Below are 19,643 nucleotides of genomic sequence, written 5' to 3'. Positions count from 1 at the left end.
TCATGGCGACGGCGGCGAACGGGGCTGGAAACGGGGACGTGCTGGTGGGGCTGGGCGAGGGCGCCGGCCAGCTCTTCCTGCGGCTGGACCGCGCCAACCGCCATGGGCTGGTGGCCGGGGCCACCGGTACGGGCAAGACCGTAACCCTGCAGATTCTGGCCCAGGGCCTGTCGGACGCCGGCGTGCCGGTCTTCGCCGCCGATGTGAAGGGCGATCTGTCGGGGGTGGCCGTGGCCGGCGCCCCGAACGAAAAGCTGCTGGCCCGGGCTGCGAAAATGAACCTCGACCTTACGGCCATGGCGGCGCCCACGGTCTTCTGGGACCTGTTCGGCGATCAGGGCCATCCGATCCGCGCCACGGTGTCGGAGATGGGTCCCCTGCTGCTCTCGCGGATGCTGGAGCTGAACGATGTCCAGGAGGGCGTGCTCACCGTCGCCTTCCGGGTCGCCGACGAAGAGGGGCTGCTGCTGCTCGACCTCAAGGACCTGCAGGCGGTGCTGGGCTTTGTCGGCGAGAACGCCGCCGAGATCAGTCAGAGGTACGGCGCCGTGGCCAAGCCGAGCCTGGCGGCCATCCGACGCAAGTTGCTGGTGCTGGAGGACCAGGGCGCCGGGAGCTTCTTCGGCGAACCGGCCCTGGCCCTGAGCGACCTGATGCGGGTGGACGGCGCGGGCCGGGGCCATGTGAACATCCTGGCGGCCGACCGGCTGATCAACTCCCCGCGGCTCTACGCCACCTTCCTGCTGTGGCTGCTGTCGGAACTGTTCGAGGAACTGCCCGAGGTTGGCGATCCCGAAAAGCCGCGCCTGGCCTTCTTCTTCGACGAGGCCCACCTCCTGTTCCGCGACGCCCCGCGCGGGCTCCTGGAAAAGGTCGAGCAGGTGGTGCGCCTGATCCGCTCCAAGGGGGTGGGGGTCTATTTCGTCACCCAGAACCCGGCCGACATCCCCGACAGCGTGCTGGGCCAGCTGGGCAACCGCATCCAGCACGCCCTGCGCGCCTATACGCCGGCCGACCAGCGGGGCCTGAAGGCTGCGGCCCAGTCCTTCCGGATCAATCCCGCCTTCGACACCGCCGAGGCGATCCAGGGCCTGGGGGTGGGCGAGGCGCTGGTCTCCCTGCTGGACGAAAAGGGCGCGCCCTGCGTGGTCGAGAAGACCCTGATCCGCCCGCCGGCCTCCCGGCTCGGCCCCGCGACGACGGCCGAACGATCGGCCCTGATCGCCCAGAGCCCCGTGCGGGGTCTCTATGACGAGGTCCGCGACCGGGAGTCGGCCCATGAGCGGCTGCAAGCCCGGGCGCAGGCGCAGGCTGCGCCGGCCCCGCCCGCGAAGACCGCGCCCGAGCCGCGCCCGCCCGCCCGGCGCAGCGGCGGCGGCGGGAGCCGCCAGGGTCTGGGGGAGGCCTTCACCAAGTCGGTCCTGCGCACCGTCGGCAGCCAGATCGGCCGCGAAATCGTGCGCGGCATGCTGGGCGGCCTGCGGCGGCGCCGCTAGACTTTTGAGTTTAGAGCCTAGGCGGCGCCGGCCGCCTGGCGGACCACGGCGCTGAGCTGTTCGGCCCGGAAGGGCTTGCGCAGGATCGGCCAGGCTTCGGCCTCCTGCGCGTCGTCGAGCTTCTCGCCGCTATAGCCCGTCGTGAGCACCACCGGCAGGTCCGGATGGGCGTCCCGCAACCGCCGGGCGAGATCGACCCCGCTGACCCCGCCGGGCATGACGATGTCCGACAGCACCAGGTCGAAGTCGGCCCCAAGTCCGACCCGGCGCAGGGCCTCGACCCCGTTGATCGCGGTCTCCACCCGGCAGCCGAGCTCGCTCAGCAGGCTCTCGGTCACGGCCCGCACCGCGTCGTCATCCTCCACCAGCAGGATTCGCAGGCCGGCCATCATGGTCTCGATCCCGACCTCGGCCTCGGGCGCCAGGGGATCGGCGTGGGTGGAGGCCGGCAGGTAGAGGCTGACGGTCGAGCCTTCCCCCGGCGCGCTGCGGACATCCACCGCCCCGCCGCATTGGCGGATAAATCCGTAGACCTGGGCCAGGCCCAGTCCGGTCCCCTTGCCGGTCTCCTTGGTGGTGAAGAAGGGCTCGAACACGTGGTCGAGGACATCGGGCGCCATGCCGGCGCCGGTGTCGGTGACGGAAATGCGGACATAGTCGCCGGGGGCGGCCTCGCGCACCTCGCCCTCGGCCAGGGTGATCCGGGCGGCCTCGATGCGGATTTCGCCGCCGGTCGGGGTGGCGTCGGCGGCGTTGACCACGAGGTTCAGCAGGGCGGCCTCGAACTGGGCGGCGTCCAGCCGCGCCGCGCCGACGTCGGGGGCGCAGTCGATGACCAGATGGATCGCCTCGCCCACGGCCCGGCGGACCAGGGGCTCGATCTGCTCCACCAGGGGGGCCACATCCAGATTGTCCAGGCGCAGTTCCTGGCGCCGCGAAAAGGCCAGCAGCTGCCGGGTCAGGCGCTCCCCGCGGCGGCCGGCCGACAGGGCGGCCTCGGCCAGCCGGGTCACCCGCGCCTGATCGGCGGGGTTCTTCAGGATCATGTCGAGACCGCCGATGACGACGGTCAGCAGGTTGTTGAAGTCATGGGCCACCCCACCGGTCAGCCGCCCCACCGTCTCCAGGCGCTGGGCCTGGGCCAGGGCGGCCTCCGTGCGGGCCTTGGCCTCGAGGCTGGCCTGCAGGTCGCGGGTGCGCTCGGCCACCCGGATCTCGAGGTCCTGACGGGCCTCGATCACCTCGGTGATGTCCGAGGCCGAACCAAACCAGCGACGGACCTCGCCATCCTCGTCCCGCAGGGGCGAGGCGCGGCCATGGAACCACCGCCACACCCCATCGGCCCGACGCAGGCGGAACTGGGGAGTGAAGGGCAGCGCCCCCTGAACTGCCTGGCGCCAGGCTTCGGCCACGGCGTCGCAATCCTCGGGATGGACCGAGCCGAGCCAGCCGTCCCCCAGGGGGTCCCCCGCCTCCCCGCCGGTGAAGGCGAGCCATTGCGGGCTGCTGAAGGTCCAGGCGCCCTGTGGGTCGCTGACCCACATGAGCTGGGGCAGGGATTCGATGAAGGCGCGCACCCGGGCCTCGCCCTGGCGCAGGGCCTGGTTCGTGGTCCGCTGCTCGGTGATGTCGCGGAAGATGACGGCGACGCCGTCCCCGGCCCGCACGGCGCTGGAGCGCACCCAGTGCTCCTTGCCGTCGATCACCCGAGAGACTTCAAGATCGTCGGCCTCCTCCTGCCCCAGGGCGCGGCTCAGCCGTTCGACCATGGCGCGGCCTGTGTCGTCGGGGAACACCTCCAGCACCCGGCGGCCGACCAGGCTTTCGATCCCCGCCGGCGCCATGCGATCGGCGGCGGGATTGGCGTAGATCCAGGTGAAATCAATGATGGCGCCGTGCTCGCGCACGGGATCGAAGATGACGAAGCTGTCCTTCGCTCCCTGCTGGGCGATGCGAAAACGCTCCTGCACCGTGGCGCCCCGGCGGATCGCCACCCGCAGCGGCTTGGCCAGGGCGACCGTCAGCCCACCGGTGAGGATGAAGAGCCCCGCCGCCACGGGCAGGCTCGCGCCGGCCCGGGCCTCGGCCGGCCAGAGCAGGGTCGCGACCAGGGTGCTCAAGGCCACCGCAGTCAGGCCGCCCCGCGCCCCGGCGGCCACCGTGGCGAAGATGATGGCCGGATAATAGATCATGAAGGCGGGCGGCGAGGTCAGGGCGAGCTCAAGCAAGCCCTGAAGACTCGTGGCGACAGCCACGGACCCAATGACGATCCCGTAGGCGATCGCGGGCCGCTCGGCGGCGGTGGCGAAACGCTGGGCCCAGGTGGCCATCATGGCTGGACGCACCCCCAGTGAGGGCTTTTTGCTACTCAAGCCCCCACTGTGGCGCAATGTCGCAACGGGGAAAACCCATGGCGACCGGCAAATTACCGCGGCGGCATCCGGATGGCGCCGTCGAGGCGGACGTGTTCGCCGTTGAAATAGCCGTTACGGCACATTTCCAGGGCCAGGGAGGCGTATTCCTCGGCGTTTCCCAGGCGCTTGGGGAAGGGCACCGAGGCGGCCAGGGCGGCCTTCACATTCTCCGGCGCGGCGTTCATCAACGGGGTGTTGAAGATGCCCGGCAGGATGGTGTTGACCCGCACGCCGTCGTTCATCAGGTCCCGGGCGATGGGCAGGGTCATGCCGACCACGCCACCCTTGGAGGCCGAATAGGCGGCCTGACCGACCTGGCCAGCGACGGCGGCCACCGAGGCGGTGTTGACGATGACGCCGCGCTCGCCATCCTCCAGCGGCTCCAGCGAGAGCATCCCCTGGGCGGACTTGGCCACGCAGCGGAAGGTGCCGATCAGATTGATCTGGACGATCTTCTCGAAGATGGCGATGGGGTGGGACTTGGCCTCGCCGGTGGTCTTGTCCCGGCTGGCGGTCTTGGCCGCAAAGCCGGTGCCGGCGCAGTTGATCAGGATACGCTCCTGCCCATGGGCGGCCCGGGCCTTTTCGAAGCCGGCCTCAACCGTGGCGTCGTCGGTGACGTCGACCTTGCAGAAGACGCCGCCGATTTCCTTGGCGACCGCCTCGCCCTTGTCAGTGTTCATATCGAAGATGGCGACCTTGACGCCATGGGCGGCCAGGGCGCGGACGGTGGCCTCGCCGAGGCCCGATGCGCCGCCGGTGACGACGGCGGCGACGGTGGAATCAAGTTTCATGGACGCTTCGCCTCCTGATGCGTTTATGTGGTCTCACTCTGAAGCTGGCTTAAACCGATGATCGCCAAGACCAAAGCATCACCCCACGTCAAGGATCGCGGTTTTGATCCGGCCAGGGCGCTGGACCCTCGCAGGGCCCTTGTTCCCGCTGTGGTCAAGGTGAATGAGACCCGCGTCCGCAAGGGATTCTGGCCCAAGATCGTCAGCACGGCGGCGAAGATTCCCTTCGCCTCGGACGCCGTGGCGGTCTGGTACTGCGCCAAGGACCCGGCGACGCCGAGTTCGGCCAAGGGCCTGATGCTGGCGGCCCTGGCCTATTTCGTCATGCCGGCCGACGCCATCCCCGACGTGCTGGCGGTGGTCGGCTTCACCGACGACGCCGCGGTGTTCGCCGCCCTGCTGGCCGTGGTCGGACGCCACCTGAAGCCGCAGCACCGGGCCGAGGCCAAGGCCTTCCTGGAACGCCAGCGCCAGGCGAGCGACGAGGGCTAGGCGTGTGCGCCCGTCTCTGATGGCGCATCATCGGTCTCGCCGCTGATCAACTATTCGGGGACGTAGACCATCTTGCCGTCGGGCAGGCGGTAGGTGATCCCGGCCTTCACGCCCTGACCTTCGCCGATCGCGCCGGAGGATTCGTAGCGGGTCAGTTCCTCGCCCTCCTTGATGATCATGGTCATGTCAGCCTCGCCGGGGTTCTGCACCACGACGACGTTCTCGGTGTTGAACGGGTTGAGCGGGTTTTGGACGATGACGATCATCAGGATGGCGATCACCACCACAAAGACGTCGATCAGATTGACCACCGAAAGGATCGGGTCGTCGGCCTCGTCGTCCTCCAAAAAGCGCATCAGGCCAGACCCCGCTCATAGCTGCGGAGTTCCTCCAGAAGCCAGCGCCGCCGGATCGTGAGGATCACATGGGTGATGCTGGCGGCGATCAGGGCCAGGACCACCCCCGAAAACGCCACGACGAGATTCTCGCCGATGGACCGCCCATCGCCTTCGCCGAGGGCCAGCAGCGCCGGACCCATGGGGATCATGGTCGCCACCAGGCCGAGCATCGGCGCGCTGCGCGAGGTGATGCGCAGCCACTCCAGCCGCTTCATGATCCATAGCTCCAGGTCTTCGCTGGAGGCGCCCGTGGCCGCCTGATGGGCGATCAGGCGCGAGCTGTAGGCGCCCGACCGCCGCTGCGTCCACTCCATCAGGAAGGCGCCCAGGGCGATGAAGGCATAGGCCAGGGCGATGACGATCAGGGCCAGGGCCGGCAGCAGAAACAGTCGGGCGAGGTCGAACAGACCCGCCTCAAGGCCGTGCATGGGACAACTCCAGGAAGGAACGGGAACGGGGCCTGGCCTGGCTGGCCGCCCCGATCAGGGAAAGGACCAGCAGGGCGGCGAGCCCCAGCAACGCCCGCCAGGGAGAGACCGGCGCGGCAGGGGTGGGCGGCTGCACCTTCTCCAGCACCTGCCCCCGGACGGTGGGCGAAGGGGGCGCCGGTTCAGGCTCAGCCGCTGGCGGCGGCGTCATCTGTGATGACGCCGGGGCGCTTGCGGCCGGTCCAGAGGCGGGGGCGGGCGCCTGGGCCGACAGGCCAAAGCCGCTGCGCAGCAGCGCCGTGGTGGTCGCCTCGCCCGCCATGGCGCCGGCCTCCGTCAGCTCGGACCAACGCTCGGCCAGCTCCGCCAGCGTCTCGGCGTCCGGGGTCCAGTAGCCCTTGCGGATGGTCTCGGTCAGGCGCTCGATCAGCTGGGCCTGGGCCGTGGGATTGTGGGCCTCGAACCAGGCGTTCAGCCCAAGCTCGCGCCGGTCCATGACGAAGGTCTCATGCATGGCCTGCCACTGATCTGGACGAACCATGGCCGGGTCGGTGACCTGCCAGCCGAACAGGTTGTTGGTGACGTCGAGGATTTCCAGCGTGCCGGCATAGCCCTCCCCCTGCATGGCGGAGATCCACTGGGGGTTCAGATAGCGGCTGCGCAGTTCATCGGAGAGGACCGAGGCGGCTGTCCGCACCCGCGGCGTGCCGCCCCGCGCATCGGTGATGAACAGGTCCGGGCTCGCCCCATCCAGCTTGCGGATCGCCATGGACAGGCCGCCCAGATACTCGAAGGGATGGTCGGTGGAGAGCACCCCGTGCAGGTTGGACGACCGGGACAGGACCGCGGCCTGGACGCCGCTGAGCTGGGCGGCGAACAGGTTGGCGCCCTCGACGCTCTCCCCCCAGGCGTCGGCGCCATAGGCATACTGCAGGCGCGAGAGGAAGCGGTCGGCCACCTCGCCGTCGGACTCCCAGGCCGTAGAGTCCAGCACGGCCGCCGGGACCCCGCTGCCATAGTCGCCAGGGGCGTTGCTGAAGAGGCGGATGGCCGACAGGCGCCTGGCCTGGTCGGCGGGCTGGCCCGCGGCGATCAGCTGGGCCTCCACCTTGGTGCTGTTGGCTGCGACCTCGTTGCCGGGCTCATCAAGCGCCGCCAGCCGGGCGAGCGCGCCGCCGAGCAGGCGCATGAAGCCGTCGAACTGGTCGCGATAGACGCTGGTGATCTGGAAGACCACGTCCACCCGGGGCCGCCCCAGCTCCGCGGCGGGAATGATCTCCAGGTCCACCACCCGTCCGCCCTGGTCCCAGACCGGGCGCAGACCAAGCGCATGCAGGGCCTGGCTCTCCACCACCCCCAGCGTCCTCACGGCCTCTCCGGACCAGAGGGTGAAGGCGAGCTTGCGCAGCGGCTCCCCATGCGTGTCGAGATAGGCGGCCTGCAGGCTCTCGAACGCCTCGCCGCCGGCGACATAGGCCGCCAAGGTGGGCAGCTTGTCAGGCTCGAAGCTGAACAGGTTGCGGCCGCTGGGCACGTCGGGATTCCGGACGGGATCTCCGCCGGGGCCTGCGGCGATGAACCGCCCTGAAAGACCCGCGAGGAGGGCCTCCATCTCCCCGGTCTCGGCCAGGTGACGGTCGAGTTCGGCGGCCCGGGTCAGGTAGGCGCGCAGAGCTTCACCGGCCAGGGCCTCGGGGGGCTCGGCCGCCCGCAGGTGTCTGTAGAGCAGGAGATAGGGCTCACTCTGACGAATCTGCTCGGCGTCTTCGGCGAACACCTCATCGGCGTCGAGTCCAAGCTGCAGGTAATAGGGCCGGCCGAGCTGCTGCATCACGGTCATCAGGCGCTGCTCCGGAGCGGCGGGCTCGCCGAAGGTGTGCAGGCCAAGGGGCGTCACCGAGGCGGCCAGGGCGTGCAGATGGTCGTGTAGGTCGATCATGTACGCCGGGAAGGCCGCCGCCACGGCGGCCTCGTCCCAACCGATGTCCTGGGCGATGCCCTCCTTGAGCGTCAGGTCGGCGATCTGGTCAGCGGTGCGATCGCGCACCGGCCCGTCCTCCAGCTGTCCGTATTCGTGCACCAGGGCGTGGATGTCGCGCAGTTCGTCATAGAGGCCGGCCGGCGCGAAGGGCGGCGTCTGGTGGCTGATGGTGACCGCCCGGCCGCGCCTGCGGGCCTGGATGGCCTCGCCCACATTGTCTTGAATGTAGGGATAGAAGACCGGCACATCGCCGACCGTCAGGAACGGATAATCCTCCACCGACAGGCCGCGATCCTTGCCCGGCGTCCACTCCTGGGTCCCGTGGGTGCCGAAGTGGATCAGGGCGTCGCTGGCCAAAGGCTCGCGCATCAGAAGATAGGCGGCCAGATAGAGGTGGCCGGGCGGGACCTTGGTGTCGTGATAGGACTCCCCGGGCCGATCAGCCCTGGGGGGTTGCGGCATCAGGGTCAGATGGCCGAGGCTGAGGCGCGGGATGACGAACTGGCGCTGCCCGGCCACGTTGCGGACCGCCCAGTGGTCCTCGGGCGCCCCCCACCTTTCGCGAACGGCGGCGCCGATCTGGGCCGGCTGTCGGTCGAGCCAGGCGCGATAGTCGTCCACCGGCAGGGTGGCGGCCAGGCCTCTGGCCAGGAGGTTGTCCAGGGTTTCAGGGCGATAATAGCCGGCGAGGAGGGCCTGAGCCTGGGCGATCAGGGCCGCCTCATCGCTGGGTGGAACCTGGTAGCCCTCCGCCGCCAGCCGCTCGGTGAGGGCGGCCAGACTGCGGGGCACATTGAGGTTTGACGCGCCCAGGTTCTTCTCGCCCCCGGGATGGTTCCAGAACATCAGGGTCAGGCGCTTGTCGGCGTTGGGCTTGGCGCGCAGGGCGCCGAGGCGGGCGGCCTTGGCCGTCAGAGCGTCCACCTGGGCGGGGATGGGGCGGGTCTCGCCCTGATCGACCGTGGCCAGGACGATGGGGTCGCTGACGCCCCAGGCCTCCGGCGTGGCCAGCAGGACCGCCGTCGTCTGGGCGGCCAGCCCCGTGGGCGAGGCGCGCCAGGCGGCCAGGTCCCCCTCCCGATAGACAAAGCCGGACAGGACCGGCAGGCCCAGCGCCTCGAACTCGGCCTTACGGGCAGCCCCGTTCTGCAGGTGCTGGAGATTGACCAGAACATCGAGGCCCGCCGGCCTGGCGATGGCTTCGATGGCGTCCGGCCTGGCGGCGTCAAACCAGAAGACCACCGGCGCGACCCCCCTGGCCTCGGCGCTGCGGACCAGAGCGTCCAGCAGGGCCGTCTCGCCGCTGGAGATGGCCCCCGCATAGGTGATCACCCCGAGCCGGGGGGCGTCAGCCGCCCATCGGGGCTCGGCCCAGGCGAGGTAGTCCGCCACCTCGGCGAAGGGCCGCGGGGCGTCGGGATGATAGACGCCAGACGCCGGCAGCACGTCCGGATCCGGGAACCCGGCCAGCTCGGACCCCGACACGACCGCCGCGGCAAAGGCGAACAGCGCCCGGTGATTGGCCGCTCCGCCATTGGCGTAATAGGCCGACAGCCGCGCCGCCGCCCTGGGCTCCAGGCCGCCGCCAAAGGCCGGCGGGCCGCCGCCGACCCGCACCCAGGGAACCTCGGCGGTCTCCAGCCGGCCCTCCAGCCCGCCCATCACCTTGGCCAGGTCATTGCCCCGGGGGGTGTCCAGAATGATCAGATCGGCGCCGGCCAGCCAGTCCTCCGCCGGACGGGGATCGGTCTCCACCCACAGGCCGTCGAGGCGCAGTCCCTCCGCCTCCGCCAGGGCCCGCAGTCGGGCCAGCTTGCCCGGCAGCACGAAGTCGGTGGTGATCACCCGCACGGTCGGCGCCGTCGCGACGGGGTCCTCAGCCTGGGCTGCGGACGTCCCTGCCAGCGCCGCCCAGAGCCCCAGGGCTGCGAGCCAGAGGCGGAGCGCTCGCCCCATCCTAGAAGCTCAGATTGAGGCCGAGGTGATAGAGACGGCCGGGCTCGGCATAGGTGAAGGAGCCAGACTTCTCGGCCAGCCGCTCATCGGTGAGGTTCTCAATTCCCACCCGCAGGGTGAGAATGTCGGTGAGCCGCTGGCTCGCCTCCATGGACCACAGGCTGTAGTCGGGCAGGCCGCCGGTGCTGACGGTCTGCTCGCCCACATATTCTCCGCGTAGCTGAGCGCTCAGGCTGTCGGTGGGACGCCAGCGCAGGGTGGCGTTGGCCCGGGATTCGGGACGCTCCAGCAGGGCCTGGCCAGTCTGGCGGTTTTCCGTCTCCATCCAGGTGTAGTTGGCCGAGAGGTTCAGATGGGCCGGCAGATCCACATCCCCGCCGAGCTCCAGGCCCCGGATGCGCGCCTCGGCGACGTTGCCGTAGATCCGCACCTCCCGGCCGCGGATTCCGCAGAGACTGACGCACTGGGTCTCCACCAGGTCCTTGAGGTCGTTCTGGAACACCCCCAGCCGGGCCGTCCAGCCCTCGCCGGCGTAGTCGGCGCTGGCCTCATAGGTCGTGCCGATCTCGGGCTTCAGGTCCGGATTTCCGAACACCGTGAAACGGCCGCCGGCGGCCAACACCTGATAGTCAGGGGATAGCTGGGTGAGGCTGGGCGCCTTGAACCCACGTCCGATCCCACCCTTCAGGGTCAGGCGGTCATTGAGGTGAAAGACCGTGTAGATGCGGGGGCTGGTCTGCCAGTCATAGGCGTCGTGATGGTCGAACCGCGCCCCGCCCACCACGGACCATTGCTCGGTGATGCTCCAGGCGTCCTGGATAAACAGGCCATACTGGTCGGCCTCGCTGCGGCCCTGAGCATTGACGGCAGGATTCTCCAGTTCCTGGCGCCGGGCCTCGCCGCCCGCGCTCAGCATGTGCGCCCCCCACGGCAGGGTCACATGACCGTCGGCCACGGTCTCGACGATCCGCACCGTGCCGCTTGGCGCCTGGTTCTGCGTGCGGGTGTTCACCCGCTCGACCTCGCTGCGATAGACCCGTGCGAGCGTCTGGCCGAAGCCATAGTCGCCCCGGTGGCTGGCGGAGATCTGCTGCCGCGTGATGTCGTCATTGAAGCGGTAATAGACCGGCGCCGCGCCGGTCGTGACGGTGTCGCGGTAGCGGAAGTCGGTCCCGGCCCCGTAGGTGAGATCGATCCGCTGGGACTCGTCAGGCGTCCAGCTGAGGGTGGCCGACGCGTTCAGGGCCCGGCGCCCTTCCAGCTCGGCCTGACGGGGATCGGCCGCCTGATAGGTGGGATCGCGCCCGGAGGCGTCGGCATAGAGGCTCAGCCCCAGCACCCCCTCCACCAGGGGGCCGCCGGCATAGGCGCCCATCTGATAGGCCCGGCCGGCGCCCCGCTCGGGAATCGTGCCGTTCAGGGTGGCGCTGCGCAGCCAGGTGTCGGTGGCGCTGCGGGTGATGATGTTCACCACCCCGCCCAGGGCGTCGGCGCCGTAGAGGGAGGACATGGGCCCGCGGACCACCTCAATCCGCTCGATCGCCTCGGTTGGCGTCCAGGCCAGGTCGTAGTCCGCATGGGCCACCAGGCCGCCCACCGCGCTGATCCGCCGTCCGTCCACCAGCACAAGGGTGTGCTCCACCGGCATGCCGCGCAGGCTGATCCCCCGCCGGGTCATGCCGATCCCGGTGATGGTCACGCCAGGCTCGTTGCGCAGGGCGTCGGACAGGTCGGCGATGGGGCGGGCGTCCAGGTCCGCCCGGCTGACCACAGAAATGGTGGCCGGCGCGTCCCGCAGCGCCTGCGGAGCCGCCATGGGCGTCACCACCACCTGGGTCAGGTCCGTGGCGTCGTTCGCAAGGGCCGCCCCCGCCGGAACGAGAAAGACCGCGCTGGCGAGACAGGCGGCGCGACGGCTTGAACGCGACAGAAGGAACGACGACACAGATAGCGACACAGATAGCGACACAGAAGGCCTCCCCTAAGAGCGGAGGACCTGTAACGTTATAACATATCTATGAGTCAAGCCTCATCTGACCACATGGCGCGCAGTTTGATCCGTGCGCCTAATCCATACGGTCATTCAGGAATGGCTGAGCATTTTCCGATAGGTGCGAACCGGCTATCGGGTCGAACAATGCCCTAGGGTTCGCTGGCCAGGGTCTTGGCCGAGGCCGCCCGCGCCTGTTTGGAAATCTGCTGTTCGCGCCAGGTGATGAACAGGGTCGAGACCACCACCACCGCCGCGCCCATGAGCGTCCAGATGGTCGGCACCTCGTTGAACAGGGCGAAGCCCGCCGCGGCCGTGAACACCAGGCGGATATAGTCGATCGGCGCCATGGCGCCTGCGTCGCCGATGGACATGCCCTTGATGTAGAAGCCCTGGGTCAGGGTGCCGACCACCCCCATGACGCAGAGCAGGAAGAGGTCGAACGGTTCGGGCCAGCGCCAGACGAACAGGGCGCCGGGCAGGGCGAAGAAGAGGCCGAGCGTCGCCGACCAGACCAGCAGCACCATGGGGCTGTGGTCGCGGGTCATCACCTTCATGCCGGTGATGGTGAGCGCAAACAGGAAGGACGAGGCCAGCATGGCCGCGGCCGGCCAGCCGATGGCGAACTCGCCGCCGGCGCCGGGCCGGATCATGATCAGCACGCCGGCGAATCCCACCAGGGCCGCGCCGATCCGCAACGGTCCCACCGGCTCGCGCACCACGAAGAAGGCCAGCGGCACCAGCCACAGGGTGCGGGTGAAGGAGAGCGCATTGGCGTCGGCCAGCGGCATCTTCTGGAAGGCGTAGAAGGACAGGATCATCCCCAGCGTGCCCGCCGCCGAGCGGAACAGCAGGATGCCCGGCCGCGTGGTGGCGAAGGCCGCCTTCCGCCGGCTGAGGATGAAGGGGATCAGGATCACGAACCCCGCCACCTGCCGGTAGAAGGTCTGCAGGGCGGCCGGATAGTCGTCGCCGAGGAACTTGATCAGCGTCGTCATCACGGTGAAGCCGAGCGCCGAGGCGACCATCCACAGGGCGCCGTGAACATTGGGGGCCAGGGCCGGCCGGGACGCCTTGTCCTCGCTCAACCGCCCCGCCTCAGGACGCGGCCGGCGCGGGGGGCGGCGCGAAGGGCGAATCCTCGCCGAACATCTGCACGAAGGGCGAGGGCGAGGCCGTGTCCCAGCTGTGGCGGCCGCCGACGGTGATGCCGCCGTCCACCACCAGATGGGTTCCCGACACGAAGGCCGAGGCGTCCGAGGCCAGGTAAAGGGCGGCCTGCGCGATATCGGCGGGCAAGCCGGCCTTGGGCACCGGCTGGACGCTGGCGGCGCTCTGCTCCACCCGGGCGGCCATCTGGTCGGCCACCTCACGGGGGAGGCCCAGGGACGCGCCAAAGATCGAGGTGGCGATCAGGCCGGGGCAGATGGCGTTGACCCGCACCTTCTGGCGCGACAGCTGGGCGGCGGCCACCCGGCTCATATGGATGACGCCGGCCTTGGCCGTCGAATAGGCGATGGGGCCAAAGCCCGCCTGCAGGCCGGCGACCGAGGCGGTGTTGATGATCGAGCCGCCGCCGCGGGCGATCATCATCGGGGCGGCGTGCTTCATGCCCAGAGCCGGCCCGCGGACCAGGACGGCGAAGATCCAGTCCCAGCCTTCGGCGGTGACCTCGGTGATCGCCCCCATGCGGTCGGAGATGCCGGCGTTGTTGAACAGGATGTCGAGGCCGCCGAAAGCGCTTTCGGCAAGCTTCAGGGCGGCGACGATGTCGGCCTCGGCGGTGACGTCGCAATGGGCGTAGCGGACCTGGTCGCCAAAGCGGGCCTCCAGCATGGCGCCCTTTTCGTCCTGGATGTCGGCGGCGACGACCCGAGCCCCCTCGGCGATGAACAGCTCCACCGCACCCAGGCCGATGCCGGAACATCCGCCGGTGATCACCGCAACCTTGCCCTCAAGACGTCCGGCCATGACGCATCTCCCCTTTGGGCGCACGCACAGGGGTCGGCGCCTCGTCTATGTGATCGACGATCACTAGAGTGCGACGGACGGGAGGGGAAGATGCTTCCGCCCCGCCCGCCCATCATTGACGCGCCCGGTGGTCAGTCGACGGTGACAACCACCTTGCCCATGGCCTTGCGGCTGGCGAGGTGGGCGATGGCGTCGGCGCCCTTGTCCAGGGGGAAGCGCTCGGAGACATGCGGCTTGATCTTGCCCGCCGCATAGAGGTCGAGCAGCTCCTTGACGCTCTGGGCGAAGGCCTCGGGATCCTTGGCCGCCCAGGTGCCCCAGAACACGCCGACGATCTCGCAGCCCTTCAGCAGGGTCAGGTTCAGGGGAATCTTGGGGATTTCGCCGGCCGCGAAGCCGATGACGAGATAGCGGCCCTCCCAGGCGATGGTGCGCAGGGCGGGCTCGGCATAGTCGCCACCGACCGCGTCATAGATGACATCGAAGCCCCCCTCGCCGGCCTTGGACTTGAACAGTTCCGACAGCTTCTTCTGGGCGTCGCGATCGAAGGGGCCGCGGCCATAGACCACGCCCTCGTCGGCGCCGTGCTTGATGGCGAGATCGACCTTTTCCTGGCTGGAGCAGGCGGCCACCACGCGCAGGCCCATGGCCTTGCCCAGTTCCACCGCCGCCAGGCCGACGCCGCCGGCGGCGCCCAGGACCAGCAGGCTCTCGCCGGCCTTCACCCGGCCGCGATCCTTGAGCGCGTGATAGGAGGTGCCATAGGTCAGGATGAAGGCCGCGGCCTCGTCATGGGGCATGCTGTCGGGGATGTGCCACAGGCGGTTGGCCGGCAGGGCCACCTCCTCGGCCATGCCGCCCCAGCCCGTATTGGCCAGAACCCGGTCGCCGACCTTCACATGGGTGACGCCCTCGCCGACGGCCTTGATGACGCCCGAAAGCTCGCCGCCCGGCGAGAAGGGGCGCGGCGGCCGCGACTGGTACTTGTCCTCGATCATCAGCACGTCGGGGAAGTTGACGCCGACCGCCTTGACCGAGATCACCGCCTGGCCGGGCCCAGCCTCCGGGGCGGGGATGTCCTCCACCACCAGGGTCTCAGGACCGCCGGTCACCTTGCTCAGCACAGCCTTCATGTCGTTCTCCCAGGTCGGATTTTCCAGTTGGCGCGGACGCTAACCCAGCCCCGGCGACGGCGGAAGGTCGCAGACGAACATTTGTTTGAGACGGATCGGAGGCCGGCCTTTCCCCAGCGTCATCTCGCCCGAGTTGGAAGCGCGCGCGGCCTCGCCTATATTGGTGGACCTTCCAGACAGCGAGTTTAAGACCCTTGGGCGTCACCCTCGATCTTTCGCGCGCGGCGCCCGCCGCCGCGCCGACCCGGCCGAACCTGTCGGGCCTGACCCGGCCGCAGCTGGCCGCCGCCCTGATCGAGGCCGGTGTGGTCCGGCCCGATAAGGCCAAGATGCGGGCCACCCAGCTGTGGCGCTGGATCCATCACTATGGCCTGACCGACTTCGCGGCCATGACCGACGTGGCCAAGGAGACCCGCGCGGCCCTGGAGGACGCCTTCACCCTCTCCCGCCCCGAGGTGGTCGAGCGCCAGGTCAGCCGCGACGGCACCCGCAAGTGGCTGATCCGCATGGCCCCGGGTATTGAGGTCGAGACGGTCTACATCCCCGATGTGGGCCGCTCGGGCGCCCTGTGCGTCTCCAGCCAGGTGGGCTGCACGCTCAACTGCACCTTCTGCCACACCGGCACCCAGGCCCTGGTGCGCAACCTGACGGCGGCCGAGATCGTCGCCCAGGTGCAGGTGGCCCGGGACGACCTGGAGGAATGGCCGAGTCCCAAGGAAGACCGCCGACTGTCCAACATCGTCTTCATGGGCATGGGCGAGCCGCTCTACAATCTGCCCCATGTGGCCGCGGCCATCGACATCATCGCCGACAATGAGGGCATCGCCATCTCGCGGCGGCGGATCACGGTGTCCACCTCCGGCGTGGTTCCGGAGCTGATCCCGCTCGGCGACCAGACCCAGGCCATGCTGGCCATCTCGCTGCACGCCACCAACGATGAACTGCGCGACGAACTGGTGCCGCTCAATCGGAAATACCCGCTGGACCAGCTGATGGCCGGCATCCGCGCCTATCCGGGCCTGTCCAACGCCAGGCGGGTGACCTTCGAATACGTCATGCTCAAGGGGGTGAACGACAGCCCCGCCGAGGCCAAGGCCCTGCTGAACCTGATCAAGGGCATCCCCGCCAAGATCAACCTGATCCCGTTCAATCCGTGGCCGGGCTCGCCCTATGCCTGCTCGGACTGGAAGACCATCGAGGCCTTCGCCGCGGTGCTGAACCGGGCCGGCTACGCCTCGCCCATCCGCACGCCCCGGGGCCGGGACATCCTGGCCGCCTGCGGCCAGCTGAAGTCGGAGAGCGAGAAGATGCGCGCCAGCGAGCGGCGGCGTCTGGACCAGGAGGCGCTCGCCCAGCAGGCGAAGGACGCCCCTGTCGCCTGAACGGCTTGCTTGCCGGCCGGGCGCTCGTGCTAACCATGCCGCTCCCGCCACTGCCGAGGTGAGCCCGCATGCCCCCTGACCTTCAGTCTCCGGAAATCCAGGCCTTCGCCATCGGCTTTCCCACCACCCTGCTGCATGCCGCCGTGGCGGTGCTGATCCTGTTTCTCGCCGCGGCCCTCTACGTCCTGCTGACGCCCCACAAGGAGGTGGCCCTGATCCGCGACGGCAACGCCGCGGCCGCCGTCTCCCTGGGCGGGGTCCTGGTGGGCCTGGCCGCGCCGCTGGCCCTGTCCCTGAACTCCTCCACCTCGCTGATCGAGATCATCATCTGGGGCATCTCGACGGTGATGGTGCAGCTGCTGGTCTTCCGGCTGGTGGACCTGTTGCTCCGCGGCCTGCCCCAGCGGATCCAGGAGGGCGAGGTCGCCGCCGCCGCCCTGCTGGTGGGCGCCAAGCTCGCCACCTCCCTGATCCTCGCCGCGGCCGTGGCGACCTGACCGCCTGATGCACTTTCCCCGCCTTCCGGACTGGCTCGTCTATGCCGCGGTCGTCCTGGCCCTGCTGATCTCAGCGGTCGGAAGACAGGAGAACGCCGCCGCCCCGCCGCCACCGCCGCCGGTGCCCGGCGAAGAAGGCCTGCCGCTGGGGCCGGCCTCGCCCTTCGATCCGGCCGTGGTGGTCGAGGTGCCGCAGACCACCGAGCCCGGGGCCGGCACCGCCTTCGCGGTCTCCGACGACGGCGTCTGGATGACCGCCCGCCATGTGGTCGAAGGCTGCCGCCAGGCCGCGATCATGGTGGCCGACGGCCGTGGCGTGGACGCCCAGGTGTTCATCGACCCCCGGGGCGAAGCCGCCATCCTGATCACCGAGGGCGGGGCGCCGGCCCTGCCGCTCGGCCTCGACCGCACCCTGCGCCGGGGAGACCGCGCCTTCCACCCCGGCTATCCCCAGGGCCGGGCCGGCGAGGCCACCTCGCGCCTGTTGGGCCGTGAGAACCTGGTGGTCCGGGGCCGCGGCGCGCGCACCGAATCCGTGCTGGTCTGGGCCGAGACCGGGCGCACCGACGGCCTCTCCGGCACCCTGGCGGGCCTGTCCGGGGCCCCGGCCCTGGACAGCGCGGGCCGGGTCATCGGCGTGACCGTCGCCGAAGCCCCCCGTCGGGGGCGGATCTACACCACCTCGCCGGAAACCGTGCTCACCGCCCTCACCGCCTCTGGCCATCGGGCGGCCAGCTACGCGGTCGGCGAGCCGGTCACGCCGGAGAACTATGGCCGGGTGGCCGACAACCTGCGCCGGGACCTGCGGGTGGCGCAGGTGATCTGCCTGGAAACCGATCAGGCGGGCGCAGCCCCGGCGCCCGAACCATCCCCCGTCGGCATGCCACAGCCCCAGGCGGCGCCGGCGAACGAGGCTGAACCGGCCAGCGAAGCTCAGCCGGCCGCCGTCTCTCCCGTTGACTGAGTCTCGGGCTCCGCGCTTTCCGGCGGGCGGGGCTGACGGGCCGCGACCATGAAGGCCAGGACAATCCCCACCACCCCGATCAGGGCGGAATAGACGAAGAAGAGCACGTAGCCGGCGCCCAGGGCCGCGGCGCTCACCCCGGACTTCTCCACCGCCGCGGCATAGGCGTCGGCCGGCAGGTTGACGAACAGACCCTTGAGCGGACCAAGCACGCCGCCGGCCTCGGCCGCCGCCGCCGAGCTCTCGACGATGCGTCCCGACTGCGAGGCCAGCAGCTTGCCCGGCAGGGAATAGAAGGACGAGAAGACGGCATACTGGGTGGCGGTGAAGCCATAGCCGGTGAGGCTCGACATGTAGGCGATCAGGCAGGTCCCGGCGAAGCCGCCGGCCACATTGTCCACCCCGATGGCGACGAACAGGGCCGGCAGCCAGGCGCCCTCGACGGCCAGCCAGGCGAAGACGAGATTGCTCAAGGGGCCTGCGAAGGCGCCGATCAGCATGGCCCGGATCAGCCCCAGCCGCGCCACGGCCAGGCCGCCCAGGAAGACCCCCAGCATGGACATGGCCACCCCGAACACCTTCCGCACCTCGGCGATCTCGGTGAGGGTGAAGCCCAGGTCCAGATAGAAGGGCGTCATGATGTTGAGGACGAAGTCGGCCAGCCGATAGAGGCAGATCAGCGCCAGGATCAGGGCCGCGCTGCCCCGGTAGCGGTCGAAGAAGTCGATGAACGGGTCAAACAGGGCGGCCGACAGATAGACGCCGGGCCTTGTCCGCAGGCCCGGCAGGGGAAAGGCCGCCAGAACGATCAGCCCGCCGCCGACCAGCACCGCGCCTACCTGCAGGAAGGCGTTCCAGGGCCTCGTGGTCCAGGCGGTGGAGAGCGACTCCGCGGCCTGGGCCTGGCCGAGGCTGGTCAGGGCGCCGGCCAGGAGGTCGGCCGAGCCGGCCAGCCCTGAGCCGAGGATGATGGCGCCGACCACCACCAGGCTGAGCCGCGCCAGCCATTCCGGAAGCTCCAGCCCCGGCCGCGCCGGCACGCCTTCGAGATTGATGGGCCGGATGATGTGCTGGGCCTCCCGCGGGGCGCCGAGCACGCCCGCCACGCCCACCAGCATCAGGGCGGCCATCACCAGATAGGAGACGTTCCAGCTGTACTGCTGGGCCAGGATCAGGGGCACGGCGCCGGCCACGATGATGGCGATCCGGTAACCCCACTGATAGGCCGCCGCCAGGGCGCCCTGGCGGTTCTCGCCGGCCGCCTCGATGCGCCAGGCGTCGATGACGATGTCCTGGGTGGCGCCGGAAAAGGCCACCAGCACCGCCAGCAGGGCCATCATGCCGAGATTGCGGACGGGATCGCCGCCCGCCACCAGCCATAGGCCGATCATGATCGCCACCTGCGAGACCAGCATCCAGGATCGGCGATGGCCCAGCCGGTCGGTCAGCCAGGGGATCTTGGTGCGATCCACCAGGGGCGCCCAGAGCAGCTTCATGGAATAGGCCAGGGTGGCCAGGGAGAAGATGCTGATCACCTGCAGCGACAGGCCCGATTCCCGCAGCCAGGCCGAGAGGGTGTCGAAGATCAACAGGTTGGGCAGGCCCGAGGCGAAGCCCAGGGCCAGCATGATCAGGGCGCGACGCTCCCCATAGACCGTCAGGGCCGACCACAGGCTGGGCCTGGCGGCGGCCTCGGCCACCGGCTGGGGCGCGCGCTTCGGCTCGGCGTCTGGCTGGCTCATGGCGT

General features: G+C 69.8%; 14 protein-coding genes and 1 pseudogene. 5 read left to right on the top strand and 10 right to left on the bottom strand.

Going from position 1 to position 19,643, the window contains the following annotated elements; genetic code table 11:
* The first annotated feature begins 2 nt into the window (after nucleotides 1-2).
* Nucleotides 3-1,496, top strand: coding sequence for a helicase HerA-like domain-containing protein (locus Q7S93_RS16420; protein ID WP_304715167.1), 1,494 nt, complete (start codon nucleotides 3-5; stop codon nucleotides 1,494-1,496).
* Between the two features lie 17 nt (nucleotides 1,497-1,513).
* Here Q7S93_RS16420 and Q7S93_RS16415 read toward each other — a convergent pair whose 3' ends face one another.
* On the bottom strand, nucleotides 1,514-3,829 hold the full coding sequence (locus Q7S93_RS16415; protein ID WP_304715163.1) for a PAS domain-containing protein: 2,316 nt from the start codon (nucleotides 3,827-3,829) through the stop codon (nucleotides 1,514-1,516).
* A gap of 92 nt (nucleotides 3,830-3,921) precedes the next feature.
* Nucleotides 3,922-4,704 (bottom strand): SDR family NAD(P)-dependent oxidoreductase, encoded by a 783-nt coding sequence (locus Q7S93_RS16410; protein ID WP_304715160.1) that lies wholly within the window; start codon nucleotides 4,702-4,704, stop codon nucleotides 3,922-3,924.
* Between the two features lie 57 nt (nucleotides 4,705-4,761).
* Here Q7S93_RS16410 and Q7S93_RS16405 point away from each other — a divergent pair, with 57 nt between their 5' ends.
* Entirely contained in the window at nucleotides 4,762-5,196 is a 435-nt protein-coding gene (locus tag Q7S93_RS16405; RefSeq protein WP_304715157.1) for a YkvA family protein, read from the top strand.
* A gap of 50 nt (nucleotides 5,197-5,246) precedes the next feature.
* Here the strand turns inward: Q7S93_RS16405 and Q7S93_RS16400 are convergent, their stop codons facing one another.
* From Q7S93_RS16400 to Q7S93_RS16370, 7 genes are all read right to left on the bottom strand, one after another.
* Nucleotides 5,247-5,552, bottom strand: coding sequence for a DUF2149 domain-containing protein (locus tag Q7S93_RS16400; protein ID WP_304715156.1), 306 nt, complete (start codon nucleotides 5,550-5,552; stop codon nucleotides 5,247-5,249).
* The gene (locus tag Q7S93_RS16395) at nucleotides 5,552-6,022 is read right to left on the bottom strand and encodes a MotA/TolQ/ExbB proton channel family protein (RefSeq protein WP_304715155.1); all 471 of its coding nucleotides are present in this window, start codon (nucleotides 6,020-6,022) and stop codon (nucleotides 5,552-5,554) included. The genes Q7S93_RS16400 and Q7S93_RS16395 overlap by 1 nt, the downstream gene beginning before the upstream one ends.
* Nucleotides 6,009-9,959, bottom strand: a complete 3,951-nt coding sequence (gene cobN, locus Q7S93_RS16390; RefSeq protein ID WP_304715154.1) for a cobaltochelatase subunit CobN — start codon at nucleotides 9,957-9,959, stop codon at nucleotides 6,009-6,011. The genes Q7S93_RS16395 and cobN overlap by 14 nt, the downstream gene beginning before the upstream one ends.
* Nucleotide 9,960: 1 nt before the next feature.
* Nucleotides 9,961-11,904, bottom strand: coding sequence for a TonB-dependent receptor domain-containing protein (locus Q7S93_RS16385; protein ID WP_304715152.1), 1,944 nt, complete (start codon nucleotides 11,902-11,904; stop codon nucleotides 9,961-9,963).
* 197 nt (nucleotides 11,905-12,101) lie between these two features.
* Entirely contained in the window at nucleotides 12,102-12,977 is an 876-nt protein-coding gene (locus tag Q7S93_RS16380) for a DMT family transporter (RefSeq protein WP_304715210.1), read from the bottom strand.
* 70 nt (nucleotides 12,978-13,047) lie between these two features.
* Nucleotides 13,048-13,920, bottom strand: coding sequence for an SDR family NAD(P)-dependent oxidoreductase (locus tag Q7S93_RS16375; RefSeq protein ID WP_304715150.1), 873 nt, complete (start codon nucleotides 13,918-13,920; stop codon nucleotides 13,048-13,050).
* A gap of 131 nt (nucleotides 13,921-14,051) precedes the next feature.
* Nucleotides 14,052-15,053 (bottom strand): NADPH:quinone oxidoreductase family protein, encoded by a 1,002-nt coding sequence (locus Q7S93_RS16370; protein ID WP_304715148.1) that lies wholly within the window; start codon nucleotides 15,051-15,053, stop codon nucleotides 14,052-14,054.
* A gap of 194 nt (nucleotides 15,054-15,247) precedes the next feature.
* On the opposite strand from Q7S93_RS16370, the gene rlmN reads away from it, so the two are divergent.
* The 3 genes and pseudogenes from rlmN to Q7S93_RS16355 form a co-directional block, all read left to right on the top strand.
* On the top strand, nucleotides 15,248-16,435 hold the full coding sequence (rlmN, locus tag Q7S93_RS16365) for a 23S rRNA (adenine(2503)-C(2))-methyltransferase RlmN (protein WP_304715147.1): 1,188 nt from the start codon (nucleotides 15,248-15,250) through the stop codon (nucleotides 16,433-16,435).
* Between the two features lie 68 nt (nucleotides 16,436-16,503).
* Nucleotides 16,504-16,932: a DUF350 domain-containing protein gene (locus Q7S93_RS16360; RefSeq protein ID WP_304715144.1), complete on the top strand. Its 429-nt coding sequence runs from the start codon at nucleotides 16,504-16,506 to the stop codon at nucleotides 16,930-16,932.
* A 7-nt stretch (nucleotides 16,933-16,939) separates the two neighbouring features.
* A pseudogene (locus Q7S93_RS16355) lies at nucleotides 16,940-17,761 on the top strand (S1 family peptidase); the annotation flags it as partial.
* Nucleotides 17,762-17,865: 104 nt separating this feature from the next.
* Here the strand turns inward: Q7S93_RS16355 and Q7S93_RS16350 are convergent.
* Nucleotides 17,866-19,638 (bottom strand): AmpG family muropeptide MFS transporter, encoded by a 1,773-nt coding sequence (locus Q7S93_RS16350; RefSeq protein ID WP_304715142.1) that lies wholly within the window; start codon nucleotides 19,636-19,638, stop codon nucleotides 17,866-17,868.
* Nucleotides 19,639-19,643 lie beyond the last annotated feature (5 nt).

It is taken from the genome of Phenylobacterium sp., assembly GCF_030646615.1.
In the GTDB taxonomy this organism is placed as follows: Bacteria; Pseudomonadota; Alphaproteobacteria; order Caulobacterales; family Caulobacteraceae; genus Phenylobacterium.
This window is presented reverse-complemented; position numbering and strand designations above follow the sequence as displayed.